At 67.7% G+C, this 15,634-nt stretch carries 10 protein-coding genes; all 10 read left to right on the top strand.

Annotated features, from left to right (window positions below; all coding sequences use genetic code 11):
* Nucleotides 1–98 precede the first annotated feature (98 nt).
* Nucleotides 99–1,883 carry a conjugal transfer protein gene (locus ACH0BZ_RS09130; protein WP_406897875.1) on the top strand — a complete coding sequence of 595 codons (1,785 nt, stop codon included), beginning with the start codon at nucleotides 99–101 and terminating at the stop codon, nucleotides 1,881–1,883.
* 69 nt (nucleotides 1,884–1,952) lie between these two features.
* Complete coding sequence (locus ACH0BZ_RS09125; RefSeq protein ID WP_406897874.1) at nucleotides 1,953–2,315, top strand: hypothetical protein; 363 nt, start codon at nucleotides 1,953–1,955, stop codon at nucleotides 2,313–2,315.
* Nucleotides 2,316–2,361: 46 nt separating this feature from the next.
* A complete protein-coding gene (locus tag ACH0BZ_RS09120) occupies nucleotides 2,362–2,958 on the top strand; it encodes a hypothetical protein (protein ID WP_406897873.1) in 597 nt (198 codons plus the stop codon).
* Nucleotides 2,955–6,146, top strand: coding sequence for an ATP-binding protein (locus tag ACH0BZ_RS09115; protein WP_406897871.1), 3,192 nt, complete (start codon nucleotides 2,955–2,957; stop codon nucleotides 6,144–6,146). Before ACH0BZ_RS09120 ends, ACH0BZ_RS09115 begins: the two co-directional genes overlap by 4 nt.
* A gap of 228 nt (nucleotides 6,147–6,374) precedes the next feature.
* Nucleotides 6,375–9,320 (top strand): hypothetical protein, encoded by a 2,946-nt coding sequence (locus ACH0BZ_RS09110; RefSeq protein ID WP_406897869.1) that lies wholly within the window; start codon nucleotides 6,375–6,377, stop codon nucleotides 9,318–9,320.
* Nucleotides 9,321–9,369: 49 nt separating this feature from the next.
* A complete protein-coding gene (locus ACH0BZ_RS09105; protein WP_406897868.1) occupies nucleotides 9,370–9,975 on the top strand; it encodes a hypothetical protein in 606 nt (201 codons plus the stop codon).
* Nucleotides 9,972–10,298 (top strand): hypothetical protein, encoded by a 327-nt coding sequence (locus tag ACH0BZ_RS09100; protein ID WP_406897866.1) that lies wholly within the window; start codon nucleotides 9,972–9,974, stop codon nucleotides 10,296–10,298. The genes ACH0BZ_RS09105 and ACH0BZ_RS09100 overlap by 4 nt, the downstream gene beginning before the upstream one ends.
* A gap of 152 nt (nucleotides 10,299–10,450) precedes the next feature.
* Entirely contained in the window at nucleotides 10,451–10,933 is a 483-nt protein-coding gene (locus tag ACH0BZ_RS09095; protein ID WP_406897864.1) for a hypothetical protein, read from the top strand.
* A gap of 181 nt (nucleotides 10,934–11,114) precedes the next feature.
* Nucleotides 11,115–14,888 carry a serine hydrolase gene (locus ACH0BZ_RS09090; RefSeq protein WP_406897862.1) on the top strand — a complete coding sequence of 1,258 codons (3,774 nt, stop codon included), beginning with the start codon at nucleotides 11,115–11,117 and terminating at the stop codon, nucleotides 14,886–14,888.
* A gap of 64 nt (nucleotides 14,889–14,952) precedes the next feature.
* Nucleotides 14,953–15,576, top strand: coding sequence for a hypothetical protein (locus tag ACH0BZ_RS09085; RefSeq protein WP_406897860.1), 624 nt, complete (start codon nucleotides 14,953–14,955; stop codon nucleotides 15,574–15,576).
* Nucleotides 15,577–15,634 lie beyond the last annotated feature (58 nt).

The raw sequence follows: 15,634 nt of genomic DNA, 5'->3' as shown, positions 1-15,634 counted from the left end.
CCACCAGCCGCCTTCCCGGCGGTAGGCGGGGACACCAGGGAAGGGTTTGACCCAGGCATGAGCGCCGCACGCTGCACCGCCCGGCGGGGAGGCCGTCAGTGAGTCGTCTCGTCCTGCCGCCGGGCGCATTTCCCGCCCCCACCGGGGACGGGAAGACCGCCATGTTCCCCAAGTCCGACATCCCGCCCGACCTGGAACCCGCCCCGACCGGCGACGGCGCCGACGCAACGAACGTGCGCGAAGCGCTGCGCTGCCTGGCCGGCGTGACGGCCTGGCCCGAAAGCCACAGCGCCCCAGAGCCTGCGCCCGCCGCCCCGACCTCACCCGCCCCGCCCCGGGCGGGGCGCGCACCCGAACCAGCACTGCCGTACGAGGACGTCGACGGCGAGCGCCGATACCTGCACCTGGCAGACGTCGACGGAGGCATCGTCGCCACCACCGCCGACGGACAACCACTGGCCAGGACCGACGAACACGGCCAGCCCATCCGGGACACCGACGGCAACGACGAGCTGATCTGGGTCGACTCCGACGGCTACGAGGTACCACCCCCCGAGCTGGGCTCCGAGCACGACGACTCCGGTAAGAAGGGCGGCGCACTGTCCCGCCTGTTCACCATGGCCGGTACTCGCGGGCACTCCGACACCGACGACGCCCCCACCGTCGACTACTACGACGCCAACGGCGTCAAGATCTCCGGCTTCGACGTCGTCCCGCCCGGCGCCCCACCGGTATCCAACACCCGCGCCCGCGGCAAGCGGCTGCTCTACGCCGCCGGCGGCCTCGTGGGACTACTGACCGCCAGTGCCCTGGTGCTCGGCGTGGCCATGGGCTCGTCCCGTATCCCCGCCCAGGGGGCGATCAGCCCCAGCGAGGCCACCGCCTACCGCCTGTCGACGTTCCCCGTCGAGTCGGCGGCCAGCTTCGGCGCCCGCTACCTGACCGCCTGCTTCACCCACGGCGACAGCGCCCAGATGGAGCAGCGATCAGCGACGCTGACCTCGATGGCCGCCGGCAACGTCGCTCGAGAGTGCGGCTGGCAGTCCGGCGGGAAGACGCAGGACGCGTCCTCTGTCGTGTTCAACGGGTTCGTCGCCCCCGTCGACGGGTACGAGACCGGGCAGGCCGCGTTCTTGGGCTTCGACGTCGTCATCGACGGCGAAGCCATGGCCACCAGTGTGCCGGTGTGGGTCGGCCCCACCGAAGGCGGCGGCATGGCGATGCAGATCGTCGGTGACGTCGGACTGTCCCCGACGATCCCGGTGGCCGCCGCGCCGATGCCGCAACCGTCCCGCAACGTCGACCAGGAGCTCGGCGGCGAACTGACCGGCAGCGTCATCGAACCGTTCCTGACCGCGTGGGCGGCCAGCGACGCCCGCCAGATGAACCTGCTCACGGCCCGCGAAGCCAGCACCAACGTGCGCAACGGGCTCGACGGTGCGGTGACCCGGCCACAGGTCCGCACCGTGGTGGCCCACCCGGACAAGCCGATCAACCCAAGCCAGCCCGTCACCTACGACAACGGCGACACCGTCACCGTCAACGTCGCGCTCACCTGGACGATGTCGAACTCCGAGGCCACCCAGGAAGCCGGGTACCGGCTGTACCTGGTGCGCGAGGCCGACCGCTGGCTGGTCACCGACATCCAGAACGGGATGATCGACAACTCCGGTTCGCGCTCCAGCGGCGAGGGCGGCTACAACGACGCGCCCAGCAGCCGCGATTCCAGCTCCAGCGGCGGACTGTCGTCGAACAGCCCCACTACTTCCGCCGGAGCTCCCGGCGGATCCAGCAGCGGCGGACTCGGGTCGGTCGACGACCTGCAGTCCGGCGACGACTCCTCAACCGGGGAGTCGGGAACCAGCAGGCCGGACACCCCCTGACCGGCAGGCTTCACCACCCAGCGGCGCGGATCCACCCTGGCTCCGCCCACCACAGCAAAGGAGCACACCATGTCTCTGGTTGACACGATCCTGGCAGCCCCTGACGTGGCTCAGCACGTCAGCTACCTCGCCCAGCAGGCGCCCGCGACCGGCGGCGGTGGCGGCGGTGGCGCCGGCCAGGGCGAGGAGGGCTTCTACTCGATCCTGCGTCAGATCGGCGGGTTCGTCCGCAACGCCGGCCTGCTCATCCTCGCCATCTGTGTCGTCGCGGTCGGTGTCGTCGCCGGATTCAAGGCCGTGTCCAGCAAGGACGGCGGCGGCATCCGCGAAGCCATCTCCTCCCTGGGAGCCCTGCTGATCGCCGGGCTGATCATCGGCGGCGGAGCCACCCTCGTCGGCTTCGCGATGCAGTTCGGTGGCGAACTCGGATAGGGGCCGCCCAGCACCCGCTCCGACACCCCGGTGACCAGGAGAAATGATGACAGTTCCGTACGCCACGGACTACACGGCGATCGTTCATCACCGCTCCCGCATGGCCACCGCCAACGACATCAACATGTCGGGCCTGCCAGGCGGCGGGCTGGACATGCCCGCCGCAGGGTGGGGGATCGGGGGCATGGCGGTCGCGGCGGTGCCCGTCGTGCCGCTGTGGTCGCTGCTCGTGCCGGTCTCGGCGTGGTTCTCGGCACCGGTCCTGCTGTGCGTGTTCATCGCCGTCTACTGGGTGGCCCAGCGGGACACCGAGGGGCGGGAGACGTTCGCGCAGCGGATCCAGCTGACCGTGATGCGGATGTTCAAGCAGCCCACCCAGATCGCGGGCATGGCGGCTGACAAAGAGCCCACCCACTTCACGTGGGAGGCCATCGTAGCCCGTCCCGCAGGAATTGATGGGCCGGCGCTTCCGGTCCGCCAGTACGAGCACTACGGCTACGTCGACGAGATGCCTGCCGAACCGATCCAAGGACGGCAGTGGCCCGCCGCCGACGAGTCGGTAGCCCAGTGGCAGCGGCGGGTATGGCTCGAGTCCGGCGGTCAGCTACTGGCAGAGACATTCGAGCAAGAAGGTGCAGCATGACGTTCTTACTGATCATTCTCGGGTTCCTAGGCGTGTTCCTGGTCGGACTGGTCGTCTTCATCCAGGTCGTCGCGCCGATGCTGCGACGCCGCAAGAACGCAGCATCGGCCGCGACGGAGGGCGAGCGGCCCGAGGAGACCACCGAGGAGATGATCAATCGGCTCGTCGATCAGCGGAAGACGCGTAAGCAGGAGAAACGCCTCAACTACAGCTACGCCGAGGACGACCCCTTCTTCTTCATCTCCGGTGACGAGGTGTGGGTCGGGGTGGTGCCCGAATCAACGCAGGATTCCTTCCGTACCGCCAGCGAACAAATCGCGATCGTCGGCCATATCAATGACCTGTACCGGGGCATCCTGCGGTTCATGCAGCAGCTCGGAGACAAGGGCTTCACGGAAGTGCGCTGCCACGAGACTGTCCGGTTCCAGCCGGCCAACGTGGCCCGCTGGGAGCAGCAGTACCTCAAGCAGGCGTGGAACCCGTCCGCCCTGTTCAACGACCTACTGCACACAGGAGTGGCGCCGCACATCGCCGACTCCACCCCGGAGCGGCGCCGGATGATCATGGTGCGCATCGGCGTGATCAACGGCAAGACCACCGTGGATCCGCTGTCGGCACTGATGAACGACGGCATCGCCGACGAGCACTACGAAGCCCGCGAGCTCGCGTTCATGCGCAACCGCGCCCGCCAGTTCTACGACCGCATGGCCCAGCACGGGGCACTTCCCATGGACAGGTCCGACCTGTCGTGGCTGGTCCGCAAGACCATGTCCGGGCATTTCCAGCCAGATCCGGAGATCGGCTACTCGGCAACCCGGCCGTGGCGGGCCCAGTGGTTCGACATGTGGGCGTCGGCGACCGGGCGCGTTCTGCCGGATGCGGTGGAGATCCTGGAACCCGACCCGGAGAACGGGATCCCGCGCCGGTCCTACGTCACCACCCTGACTGTGGCGAATGTCCCCGAATCCCACATGGAGTTCGGCGAGTCCTCGGCGTGGGGCAAGGTGCTGCGTGACCTGCCGTACCCGGTCGAGGTGTCCTGGCGGTTCGCGCTGATGGATGAGAAGGCCTGGCAGAAGTTCGCCAAGAAGCGGATCGGTAACCTGCGCGACGAAGCGGCCAACCGCAACCAGGCGGCAAACAACCCGCCAGACGCCCAGACCGGCGATCTCCGGTTCGATCGCACCTGGGACGCCGCCGAAGAACTGCACGCACAGCTGCAACTCGAGCCAGCGCCGGTGATGATCGGGCAGCTGCGACTGGTGGTGGCCGCCCCCTCTCTGAGCGCACTGTCCGACGCCGTCCGCGAGGTCAAGAACGCGGTGACCACCATGACCTTGGAACGCAAGCGGGGCGTGCAGCTGGCCCTGCTGGAAGAGCAGCTTCCAGGGAAGGTCAACGTCGAACGCATCGGCAAGCAGTTCCTGTCCAAGCACGCCGGCGGCATCGACATCGGGGAACGCTGGTCCAGCATCGAGACACTGGCCCTGCCCCGCCTGGATTCCACCCCCACCGTCGGCGATCGCGCCGAGTTCAGGGGAGGCGTAACCAAGGGGTGGATGGGCCACCCGATCGGCTACAGCGTCGAAAACGGCGCGATCGTCCACTTCGACCCGTTCGTGGCGATCGCCCGCGACAACGCCGGCGGAGTCGCCATCATCGGCGCCTCCGGATCCGGCAAGTCCTCCCTATCGCTGATGCTGTTCTTCTGGCTGTCAGAGTCGGGCGTGCAGACCGTCGTCGCCGACCCCAAGAACGACTTCGAGGCCTTCTGCCACTACGTGGCGTTCGGTGACCAGGTCACCGATCCCCGCTTCGAGGACGAGGCCCAGTCCATGGACATCGAGCTCGGGGGGCCGGACTCGGCGTTCACAGTTATCAATCGCGATTTCTGGGAGCAGACCGACCTCATCGACCTGTGGCGCGGCCGAGCCGGGATGCTCGACCCGTTCCTGCTGTGCGACGACGTGCGCCGCGGCGCGAGCCTGGCCCGCGAGATCATTCAGCAGCTCATCGCCGATCCGAAGGAACGCAAGATCATTGATCGGGCACTGCAGACGATGCAGTCCGACTACGACCGTGTGACCAGCGAGGAAACCGACACAGGGGAGCCGAAACCGTTCGCGATGGGCCTGCGGCTGGTCGCCGGTTACATCGGCCAGGAGATCGAAAATCTGAACACCGATTTCCTCGGCCCCGAACAGGTCAAGAAGATGGGCGCCGCCGAGCAACTGGCCATCCGTGACCGCATCAAGGACCTGGAGGCGGTCGCCGACCGGCTCAACCGTGCCGCCGAAGAGGACTTCTCCAAGCTGCTGTTCGGAAACGGGGAGGACACCGGTCCGGCGACGGGAAATCTGCGCACGCTCGACAAGCGGCGAACCGTGATCACGCTGCGCGGTGTGGATCCGCCGAAGAAGGACAACCCGGAGGAGTGGTCACCCAAGGAGCGCAATGCCGCGGCAGCTCTCTTCACCGCCCTGTACCGGATTTCGGACGTGATGCAGTCGGTCCGGAAGGTCCACAAGCCGAATGGTCCCGCAGACGCCCCTCCGCAGCGCCGTCCGCGCGCACTGTTCGTCGACGAGGGCTACATGATCACCCGTATCCCGGCTGGCCGCGACCTGATCCAAGTGGCGTTGCGGCAGGGCCGGTCGTTCAACTTCGTCGTCGTGTTCATCTCCCAGCAGGCCTCCGACATCGCTGCCCTGCAGTCCAGCTCCGGCGAGGGGGACGAGGTCTCCACCAACCAGTTCCCCACCATCTTCGCGTTCTGGCAGGACTCTGACACCGAGGCGCTGGCCGCGCTGCGACTGCTGCGCGGCAGCATGGACGACGACGACCCGACGGTGGTCCGCGACCTGGCCAGACGGCTCACCAAGGCCGAAGGAATCCTCGGCACAGGACGCTGCGTGATGAAGGACGTCGACGGCCGAGTGGGCCCGATCCAGACCGACATGCTGTTCCGGGAGCTGTGGGCCGCGGTGGAAACCAACCCCAACTTCCGGCCGCACGTGCAGAACCAGCGGATAAGTGCGCAGGGCCGGGACTGGGAGACCGTGTCGGACACTCGCGACATGCTGCGCACCGGTGTGGTGCGCGGCGTGATCGCCGAGCACCACACTGCGACGTCCACGGTGTTCGAGATGGACGAGTGGGACCACTACCTGGAAGACGAACCGGCCTGACTCCGCATACCGTGCGGAGCTCACAGCGTGCTCGAGCCCTGGCGGCATGCCCCCGTGCGACGATGCACCCATCGGAGACCGCACACCCCACAGGAGTTCTGCTCGAGAAGGCTTCTGGGGGCGACAAGGAGACAACTCGTGCCCCGTACCGCTGTGGCCATGCTCGCCGGACCGGATCGTGCACTGTCGTGGGCGGATCGTCATGCACGGTCCCTCTACAGGGCCGTCATGGTGTCGATGGTCGCCACGGTTTTGCTGTGGCAGGCCCACGCACTCGCCGGCACGGCCGGGCTGGCGGTCTTCGGCACCGCTCTGACGGCGGTCGGCGCGACGGCGATCGGCTACCGGCGGGCGCCACAGCTGACGGGCACGCTGACCTCTACGGTCGCGGCGACCAGTCTGGTGATGATCACCGCGACCGCCATGGACCCGCTGTGGATGCTTGTCGGGGTCGACGAGATCGCCTTGATTTACACGGCACTGTTCGTCGTCATCGCGCTCTGCGCCTGGATCATGCCCTCCACGGGGGTGCACCGCGGATGGACCACCGTCGTCGGACAGGCCACGGTCGCCGCGACCCTGCCGCTGACGGTGTGGGCGACCGGCACCAGCTGGCGGGGGCTGGTGGTGGTCGCCGGCGCGGCTGCCGCGTTACTCGTCGTCGGCCTGCGGATCCGCAAGGTGCCTCGGCAAGCGCGGGCCCGCGGATGGCGTAGAGCTGTCCGCGGCGTCGTGATGGCGCTGGTGGCGGCCGTGCTGGCGATGTCAGCCGCGATAGCCAGTTCCGGTCAGGCCAGCGCAGTCTCCCTCGATCCTCGGGAGTGGATGGGCGCTGCCCGAGACGCCATGGTGTGCTCGGTGACCAGCCCAAACTTGTCTCCGGAGCCGGTCGGAACCGGGCCGGAGAGCCTAATCTCGAACATCAACTTCGGTGGTGCCGAGCAGCCGGGGCTGGGGGCCGCGGAGCAACCACCGCAGTACGCCGACGTCGCCACGAACTTCACCCGCGCCGGCCAGGAGGAGAACTACTCCCTGGGCAGCTACACCCTCTACGAGGTCGCCGGGCTGCGCGGCCTCAAGTGGGTCAACTGGCAGAAGACCCCGGACGGAGACGACGCCTGCGGGTTCGGGCCGTGGACGTCGGTGATGGTCGGGAACTTGCTGTTCAAGATCACCGTGTATGGGTTGCAGACCACCCTGGCGTTCAAGGAGTGGGCACAGGTCGAGAACCCATTGGCGATGCTCTACGACAAGGCCAACCCGATCGTCGCTGAGGTGTTCACCAAATTCGTGATGCCCATGGGTGGCGTGATGTTCACGCTCGCCGGGGTCGCCATCGGGGTGCGCGCAACTCGCACCACAGGGCTACGAGAAGGTCTCGGTGATGCCGCTGGATCGCTCCTGGTTCTCGCTCTGGCAGCGTTCGCCTACACCGGCGTGACCGCAGCCAGCTTCACCAACCCCAACGGCAACGGTTTCTACATGACCGCCGAGTTCCTGGACACCACAGCGGCCGGGCTGAACAACGCCTTCGCTGAGGCGGTGTTCTCGATGATCGACGGTAACGACACCACGATGTGCCAGCGGCCCGCCGGCGGCGGCGGTGACATCTCCCCGGTGGCGCCAGGCCAGCGCATCACCTCCTGCATCCTCGCCGAGTCCCTGGCCTACAAGCCGTGGGCCATCGGACAGTTCGGTGTCGCCGGCGCCAACCCCATACCGACGTCGACCCAACCAACTCGGTTTTCTAACCCCCTGGTGGACGCTGAACCGGCTATGGACCAAGGCAGCGGAGGGGCCAACGAGGCCGGACTGCCCTGCTACAACAACGTCCCCGACCACAACGGCATCGGCTGCGGTGACCTGCGCTCCTACCTCATCGCTCAGGAGGGAGGCCCCAGCATCTCGGCCCGTGTCAGCGCCTGCGTCAGCGGCGGGGCCGGCGCTGACACCGGTGACGAGGAAGCCGACTATGAAGTCCTCGCACGCTGCGAGCCCTACCACGCGGTGGCCGCGGACCTGTACCAGCAAGCCGAGTCCGGCGGGGGCATGCACCCCAGTAAGGCGGCTGACATCATCGGCGCCTACCAGGGGCAAGGGTCCTTTCCTCACGTAGCGCAAGCCTTCGCCTCGATGATCGGTGTCGTCGTCACCGGTGTTGGGCTGGGAAGCATGGGCGTGATCACCCTGCTGTGGCACGCCTGGCTGTGGGCGCTGTTCGTCATGGGACTATTCCAACTGCTGTGGGGCGCCTACCCCGGCAAGTCGAAAGTCGCCGTGCAGTGGGCGACCAACGTGCTGTCGACGTTCGCCCAGCGCCTGTTGTACGGCTTCGCGATGACGCTGATGATCTGGGTCATTTCCGTAGTGTTCTCAATGCAGATCAACACCGGAATCAAGATCCTGTGGACCATCCTGGTGCTCATCGCCAGCTGGATGATGATCCAGAAGATTCAGAACGCCGCCGCCGACAAGGCACCCAACATGGCTCGCTACGGCAAGGCCGCCGGCGCCGCTCCCGCCGCCGCCGCCGGCATAGTCGGATACAAGGGCCTATCTGCAGGCGTCAAGTACACCGGACGCAAGGCTGCCGTCGCCGGCGGTGCCGCCGCTCGGGGAACTGCGCGGGCGACCCGGGCCGGGACGATCGGCGGGGGCAAGGTGGCAGTGCGAGGAGCCCGGTGGGCCGGTTCCGCCGGCAGCGAGTTCGCGCAGCCGGCGCTAGATAAGAGCGTCGCCAAGACTGAGGCGGCACGTGCCCGGATCGGTGAAGGCCAGGGGACTTTGGTCGACCGGGCGCGCGTGAAGGCGTCGGATGCCAGTGGTGTCGCCCAAGAAGTGGGCGCTCGCGCCCGCTACGCCGGGCAGCGTACCGGGAATGTCGTTTCCGGAGCGGCCGGCCGTGCCCGCGACGCGATGGGCCAGTCGGCGAGCGCCCAGCTCCGAGGCGTCAAGGGAGCCCGCACCACATTGCATGAGTCACGTCAGGGACAACGCGCTGAACAGAAGGAGTACGAGATGCTGCGCCGGGAAACCCGCCAGGAAGACCGCGAGATGCTGCGCCGCGAGAGAGCAAAGCGGGCACGAGATCGGGAGAAGGCGCTCCGCTACGCAAAGGAGGACTTCGGCATGGGGGCCCCGATCAACCGTCCCGGCCGAGGCGGGCGGATCTGATGACGAGTGCCGTTCGCGACACCGACCACCTGCGTGAGGAGACGCGTCGATGAATGGCGACGATCCGGTGGCCGCGCCAGAGTCAACCATCCCGGCAGTTCCTGAGAGCGAGGATCTGGCCCGGTCTCCGCATGACGTCGAGGAGCGCACCAGCAACTCCGACGGGAGTGGCCCTGGCGACTCCCTGGCGCCGGCGTGGGACAACGACGCACTGAGGGTGGAGGTGCTGCTCGACGAGGACAACCCGCACCAGTCCGTCATGGAAGTTCTCGCAGGCGATCTTGAGGGGCGGCTCGGGGCCGTCATCATCGACTTGGGGCCCATGGAGGTGCGGGCCTTACTGCACCAACTCGAGGACGTGCTGCTGGCCCAGGAGATCGCCGAATGGGAAGCCGAGGGCAACGACGTCGAGGACTTCCCCCTGGAGCGGCAGCAGCGGAGCGTAGCGGACTACGACGATGACCTCGACGGGGACGATGAAGGCGACCTTGAGGACATGCCGCGGCGCGGAGTAGATCGCTACACCGACCCCCTTGCGGTGAAGACGTGGCTCGGCCAGAACTACCGGGTGTTCGGGGTGAGGGTCCAGTACCTTCTGGTCGGTCTCGCTGTGTTCGTCGGGCTGGTCATGGCGGTGTTCGGGGTGCTGCTGTGACTGCGGCGGAAGCGGCACATCACGACGAGCAGGCCAATGCGTTCGGCCTGTTCGGCAAACCGGTAGCGCGGTGGCTGATGTGGGGCGCACTGATCGTGCTGTGCGCCGGATGGGAATCCGGGGGCGAGCTGGCCCGGCAAGTCCTGATCACCGTCGCGTTAGTTTTCTCCGCCGCGCTCGTCTTCGACATCGTCGCGACAGCGGTCGTGACGACGGTGGTGCGGACAGCGCGCAAGCGCCGCGTCCACCGTGCTGCCGCCGCGAGCAGAAGCCATCGGGTGCGGGAGGAACCGCGGCCAGCGCGACGAAAGGCAAACCGATGACCACCCGTGTACGTGTCGTAGCCGGCGCCTTACTGACTGCTCTCGCCCTGACCGCATGCGGCTCCGGCGAGGAATCGGGAGAGGCGGGCACCGGCCCGGCGGTACAGCCCTCTACGGCACCGTCGACCATGGCTGCCCCGGCAACCCCAGGTATGGACGGAACTCCGCTGCCAGAGCCCACCCCCAGCCGCGGCGACGACGCGGACTCGGTGAAAGCCGCCGTGGAGAAGTTCACGATCCACTGGGCCTGCTACCGCACGTTCGCCCAACAACCGCAGAAGGAGTGGTTCGACAGCTGGTCGAACCTGGCCGCCGACGAGTTCGTGCAACGCCAGCGGATCGCGTTCGTCGACACCTGGTCATGGGCCTGGAACGAAGAGACCCAGGTGATCGGCTGCCAGCGCAAGGACGAGGTACGGGTAGCCGACACCGGAGACGGCACCTCGGTAGCCCGCATCACCGTTGACCGCCACCTCTACCACGCCGATGCGCGAGCCGCCGACGGCCGCGTCGAGACCAAAACCTACGACGTGGCCGTCGAGACCTCGGCCACCAAGATCCCCACCGTGACCGGCGCCGCTGAGACCCGGCCTGAGGCCCCGTTCCCTCCCCGCCCCGAATCCCTCGAGCGCTGAGCACAGGAAGAAGAGAATGACCCGCCCCGGACGCCCCTCACCCCTACCCGGCCCTCGCGGCCGCGCCGGCGGGGCCGCGTCGCAGGCGGGAAAGAGGCAGGCCAAACGCGCCACCGAAGGGGCGCTAACCGCTGCAACGGGAGGCGCTAGCAAGGCGGCACTGGCGCTACTGCCGTCCCCGATGGACTCGCCGGAAGACCGGAAGAAGAAGCAGCGTCGCCGCCGCATCCTCTACACCGTCGTCGCCCTGGTCATGGTGCTGCAGATGCTCATCGTGGCGACCATCGCGATGACCGTCGCGACCTCGATGCTCGGCGGCATCACCGGGTCGCAGTCCCCGCAGAGCGCCGGCGAGTGCGTGGACGTCACCGCTCAGTCGGGCAGCCCAGACGCTCCGAGACCCAGTCGCGGCAACGGACAGATGGGCTACCCGGTAGACCCGGACGTGCCCGAGACTTCACCGTTCGGGCCCCGCTGGGAGAGCTTCCACGATGGCCTGGACTTCGGCGGCCCCCTCGGAGCCCCGATCTACGCCGTCGCCGACGGCGTCGTGAAAGAGGCGGGACCAGCCTCCGGCTACGGGCACTGGATCATCATCGAGCATGAGATCGACGGCGAGAAGGTCGACAGCCTGTACGGGCACATGTCCGCCGCTGGCGTCCACGTCAAGGCCGGAGACAAGGTCAAAGCTGGCCAGCACATCGCCGACATAGGGAGCGAAGGGTTCTCCACTGGCCCGCACCTGCATTTCGGCGTGTACCCGGGCGGCTGGAGCCAAGGCGGGGGAGTGGACCCGAAGCCGTGGCTCGACAAGCTGCGCGCCGAATCGCCGGCTCCCGACACATCAGACGGCGACCGCCCGGCAGCCGAGCAGGTGTCGAACCGCACCGGGCCGAGTTCTGGGGGCCAGCCAGAAGGCACCGTCACCGCCGCAGACTGGGACAAGCTCGCTCAGTGCGAGGCGGGTGGAAACTGGGCCATCGACACCGGCAACGGCTACTCCGGTGGACTGCAGTTTTCGGCCCAGACCTGGACGAGTTTCGGTGGCGACGAGTACGCGCCGACCGCAGCCAAGGCCACGCGTGAACAGCAGATGGAGGTCGCGAATAGGGTTCTCGCCGAGCAGGGTTGGGGAGCGTGGCCGGCGTGCACCAACGGCACCTACCCGGAGCTCAAGCAGCTCAAGCCGGCGCCGCCGGGCACCTTCGTCCGTGATCGCGATGACGCCGAGCAGGGCGGTGACTTCGAGGACGGCCTCGGGCACATCGTCACCACCGCCAAGGACTCGGGCATCACGATGGGGGTGGCCGTGGCGAAGGCTTCGGGAGGCAGCCCTGTCACCGCCGGCGCCGCAGACACCGAGGCCTACGCGGCCTCGGCGATCAAGGTGGGCATCGCGGCTGCAGTGGAAAAGCACCTGCGCCAGGACGAGCAGGTGCAGGTCCGTCCTGAGCATGTAGTCGGCGGCGCCGGCATCGGCTTGGAAGCGGGAGAGTACTCGGTCTCGCGGCTCGAAGAGCTGATGATCACCAACTCCGACAACACCGCAACGAACGCGCTCATCGACAAGGTCGGTGGCTTCGACGCGGTCAACAGCGTCATCTCCGATGCAGGAGTGTCCAGCGGATACAGCCTCGGCAACATGATGATGGCGGCGCCGGGCGCCACCCGCTCAGAGGTGTCCGCCAGTGGGGCTGTGGCCTTCCTGTCCGCGGTGTGGAAGGCCTCCCAGGGCGGCGGCGGGTTCATCACCAAGGACGGTGCGGCCCGCATCGTCGAGCTGATGAAGCGGCAGACGGTGCGCACCAAGCTGCCCGCCCACATCCCTACAGGGAAGGTGGCGAACAAGACCGGAGAGAACACCGGCGTCTCGCACGACATCGGCTTCATCTGGCCGGAGAACGGCGACCCCGTCGCCGTTGCGGTGACCACCACGTTCAGCGGCGGCCCCAGCGCAGCAGACTCGGCGATCGCCGATGTCGGCAAGCTGATCTACCAGGAGTATGACGCCGACGCCGCCGCCGGCGCAGAGAGCGCAGGAGCCAGCGAGGGACTGCCGCCCACTCCGGCCGAGATCGGCAGCGAGGACCGACTGCAGGTGGACGCGGTGCGAGGGATGCGCACCGTGGTCGCCGAGTTCCCAGAGGTCAAGACGATCGGGGGGTGGCGAGAAGACGAGCGCAGCCCCGACCACCCGTCGGGGCGCGCCATCGACGTCATGGTCCCGATGGACGACGAGGGTAAGAAGCTCGGAGACAGGGTCGCCAACTACTTCACCGAGCACGCCGACGAGCTCAACGTCGTGTCCGTCATCTGGCAGCAGCGCTACTGGGAGGGCGGCGAATGGTCCGACATGGAGGACCAAGGCGACCCCACCGAGAACCACATGGACCATGTCCACATCTCGTTCCACGGCAACGGCGCCCCCAACGATGACACCACCTACAACGCGCCAGGCGGCGGGGAGGAGACCGACGAGTCGCGTCAGATCGAACGGGCTGACACCGACGAGGAGACGCTGTCGATGACGTTGACCCCGGAGCAGCAGGCCAACGTCAAGGCTCTCATCATCAAGGCCAAGGAGTCCGATCTCGATCCGCCGAAGCGGGCCGCGGTGCTGGCAGCGATGCTGTCCGGTCACCAGGCCAACTTCATCAACATGGACGCCGAGGAGAACGTCAACAAGATCGGCATCTTTGCCCAGGCGCCGTTCGGCGGAGAGTCCCAGCAGCAGCTGATGGACCCGATGCGTCAGGCCGGCAGGTTCATGGACCGGCTCGAAGAGATCGCCGAGGACAACGCCGGCTGGGCCACCGACCCCGGGCCGGAAGTGCTGATCGAGATGTACCCGGAACGGGCCTCCCTAGAGCAGGAACTCGAGCGGTGGGAGCCGCTGGCGACCGAGGTCATCGAGAACCTGTGGGACGACGAGAACGCCCAGGAAGGCATGCGGCTCGAGCGTCTGTCCGAGAAGGACTCCAGCTGCGCGGTCGGCGCCGGACAGCCCCTGGAAGAAGGGACGGTCCCGCCGGAGTTCGTCAAGTGGATCGAGCTCGGCGCTCAGGTCTGCGAAGAGGTCGACGCGCCGCTCCTGGCGGCCCAGCTGGAAGCCGAATCCGGTTTTAATCCCAGGGCTGTGAGCGGGGTCGGAGCGCAAGGCCCGGCCCAGTTCATGCCCTACACCTGGCCGCAGTGGGGCAGCCCTCGAGACGAAAACGGCAAACCAATAGGGCCGGTGGGTACGGGCGACCCGTTCAAGATCAGTGACGCGGTCATGGCCCAAGCGGACTTCATGTGCGCACTCAGTGACCAGATCCGCGGGTGGATCGACGACGGCAGCGTCAAGGGCGACCTGATGGAACTGACGATCGCTGCCTACAACGCCGGCCCCGGCGCAGTGCAGAACGCGGGAGGCATGCCCTCCGGCGGCGACTACACGACCCAGACCCAGCCGTACGTCGCCAAGATCATGGCCGCGCGCGGCAAGTACGCCGGGACCGGCAAAGTCCGTTCCTCGGGGGATCGGGGGAGCCGACCGTCCCGGAGTCGCGCCGTCAGCAAGGACGACATCGGAGCCCAGGCCCTCGAGGCCGCCCGCAAGTACGAAGGTGTCCCCTACGTCTGGGGAGGGAAGACCCCTGCCGGGCTCGACTGCTCGGGCCTGATCACGATCGCTTTCGCGGACATCGGGTATACCGTACCGCACGGGACGAAGGCACAGGTCGAAGTGGGAACGAAGATCGACGTCGAGGACGCTCGCCCCGGTGACATCGTGTTCTCTCGGTTCGAGGGCAATGGGCCGGAGCACGTGGCGTTCGTGGTCGAGCCAGGCAAGTCCTACTACGAGGCCCAGATGACCGGCGTGCCAGTGGGCGAGTACGAGCGGTGGGCCGCCGACTCCGTAGTGGTCCGCTACACCGCCGACGACCTCAAGCCCGTGCCGGGCAAGGACTAGAACGCCACAGCCCGCAGCCCGGGCCGGACGATGAGGGCTGAAATCAACGACAGGAGAGAACCTGATGAGAGCCGTTCCGCGTCGCCGCACCACCCTCCTGGCCTGTGCCGTGGCACTGTCGGCGGCCGCTGGCTGCAGCAGCGACCCCGAGCCGGAACCGCCGCCGGCGGCGCCGATCATCACCACCTCGGGACCTACGACTCCAACCGAGGACTGGCCCGTCCGCGCCCTCGGGGAACCCCTTCCGGAGGCAAAGGCGGCACAGGTGGACCGGGAGGACCCGGAAGCGGTCGCCGTCGAGGCCCTGCGGATCATCTACACCCGGGACACCACCCGCGAAGAGTCTTCCGGGCAGTCGTTCGCCCGCGCGGCAGACCTGATGACGGGCAAGCTGCGGGACGAACTCGTCATCGGTGCCACCAGTGCACGGCCGTCGCTGCAGTGGAGCCAGTGGGTTGCTGCGGAGGCGGCGATCGCCGCGGAGGCTGAGGTCACCCCGGAAGAGCACCCCGCCGACGAACCTGACCTGTGGCGTCGAGTGGTCGAGGTCCGCGAGTACGTCACCGCCGCCGACGGAACCAGAATGGGGGCGTTCCGTTCGGTGCACTACGCCGACGTGCGCAAGGAAGACCGCGGCTGGGCGGTCGATGCTATCCAGTTCGGCGAACGGCAGCCCGCCGACCGCTGACCGTCCAGTCCCCACCGCTTCTGCTGGTCACGGCGACACCACACCGGCACAACCGGAC

It is taken from the genome of Dietzia sp. 179-F 9C3 NHS (assembly GCF_045369825.1).
Classification (GTDB): Bacteria; Actinomycetota; Actinomycetes; order Mycobacteriales; family Mycobacteriaceae; genus Dietzia.
The sequence above is the reverse complement of the archived record's forward strand: the minus strand, read 5'-3'. Positions and strand labels throughout refer to the sequence as shown.

Excerpts from the sequence above, each read along its gene's own strand:
- ACH0BZ_RS09115 (WP_406897871.1), top strand. The coding sequence starts at position 2,955 with ATGACGTTCTTACTGATCATTCTCGGGTTCCTAGGCGTGTTCCTGGTC.
- ACH0BZ_RS09105 (WP_406897868.1), top strand. The coding sequence starts at position 9,370 with ATGAATGGCGACGATCCGGTGGCCGCGCCAGAGTCAACCATCCCGGCA.
- ACH0BZ_RS09125 (WP_406897874.1), top strand. The coding sequence starts at position 1,953 with ATGTCTCTGGTTGACACGATCCTGGCAGCCCCTGACGTGGCTCAGCAC.
- ACH0BZ_RS09110 (WP_406897869.1), top strand. The coding sequence starts at position 6,375 with ATGGTGTCGATGGTCGCCACGGTTTTGCTGTGGCAGGCCCACGCACTC.
- ACH0BZ_RS09120 (WP_406897873.1), top strand. The coding sequence starts at position 2,362 with ATGACAGTTCCGTACGCCACGGACTACACGGCGATCGTTCATCACCGC.
- ACH0BZ_RS09095 (WP_406897864.1), top strand. The coding sequence starts at position 10,451 with ATGGACGGAACTCCGCTGCCAGAGCCCACCCCCAGCCGCGGCGACGAC.
- ACH0BZ_RS09085 (WP_406897860.1), top strand. The coding sequence starts at position 14,953 with ATGAGAGCCGTTCCGCGTCGCCGCACCACCCTCCTGGCCTGTGCCGTG.
- ACH0BZ_RS09090 (WP_406897862.1), top strand. The coding sequence starts at position 11,115 with ATGGACTCGCCGGAAGACCGGAAGAAGAAGCAGCGTCGCCGCCGCATC.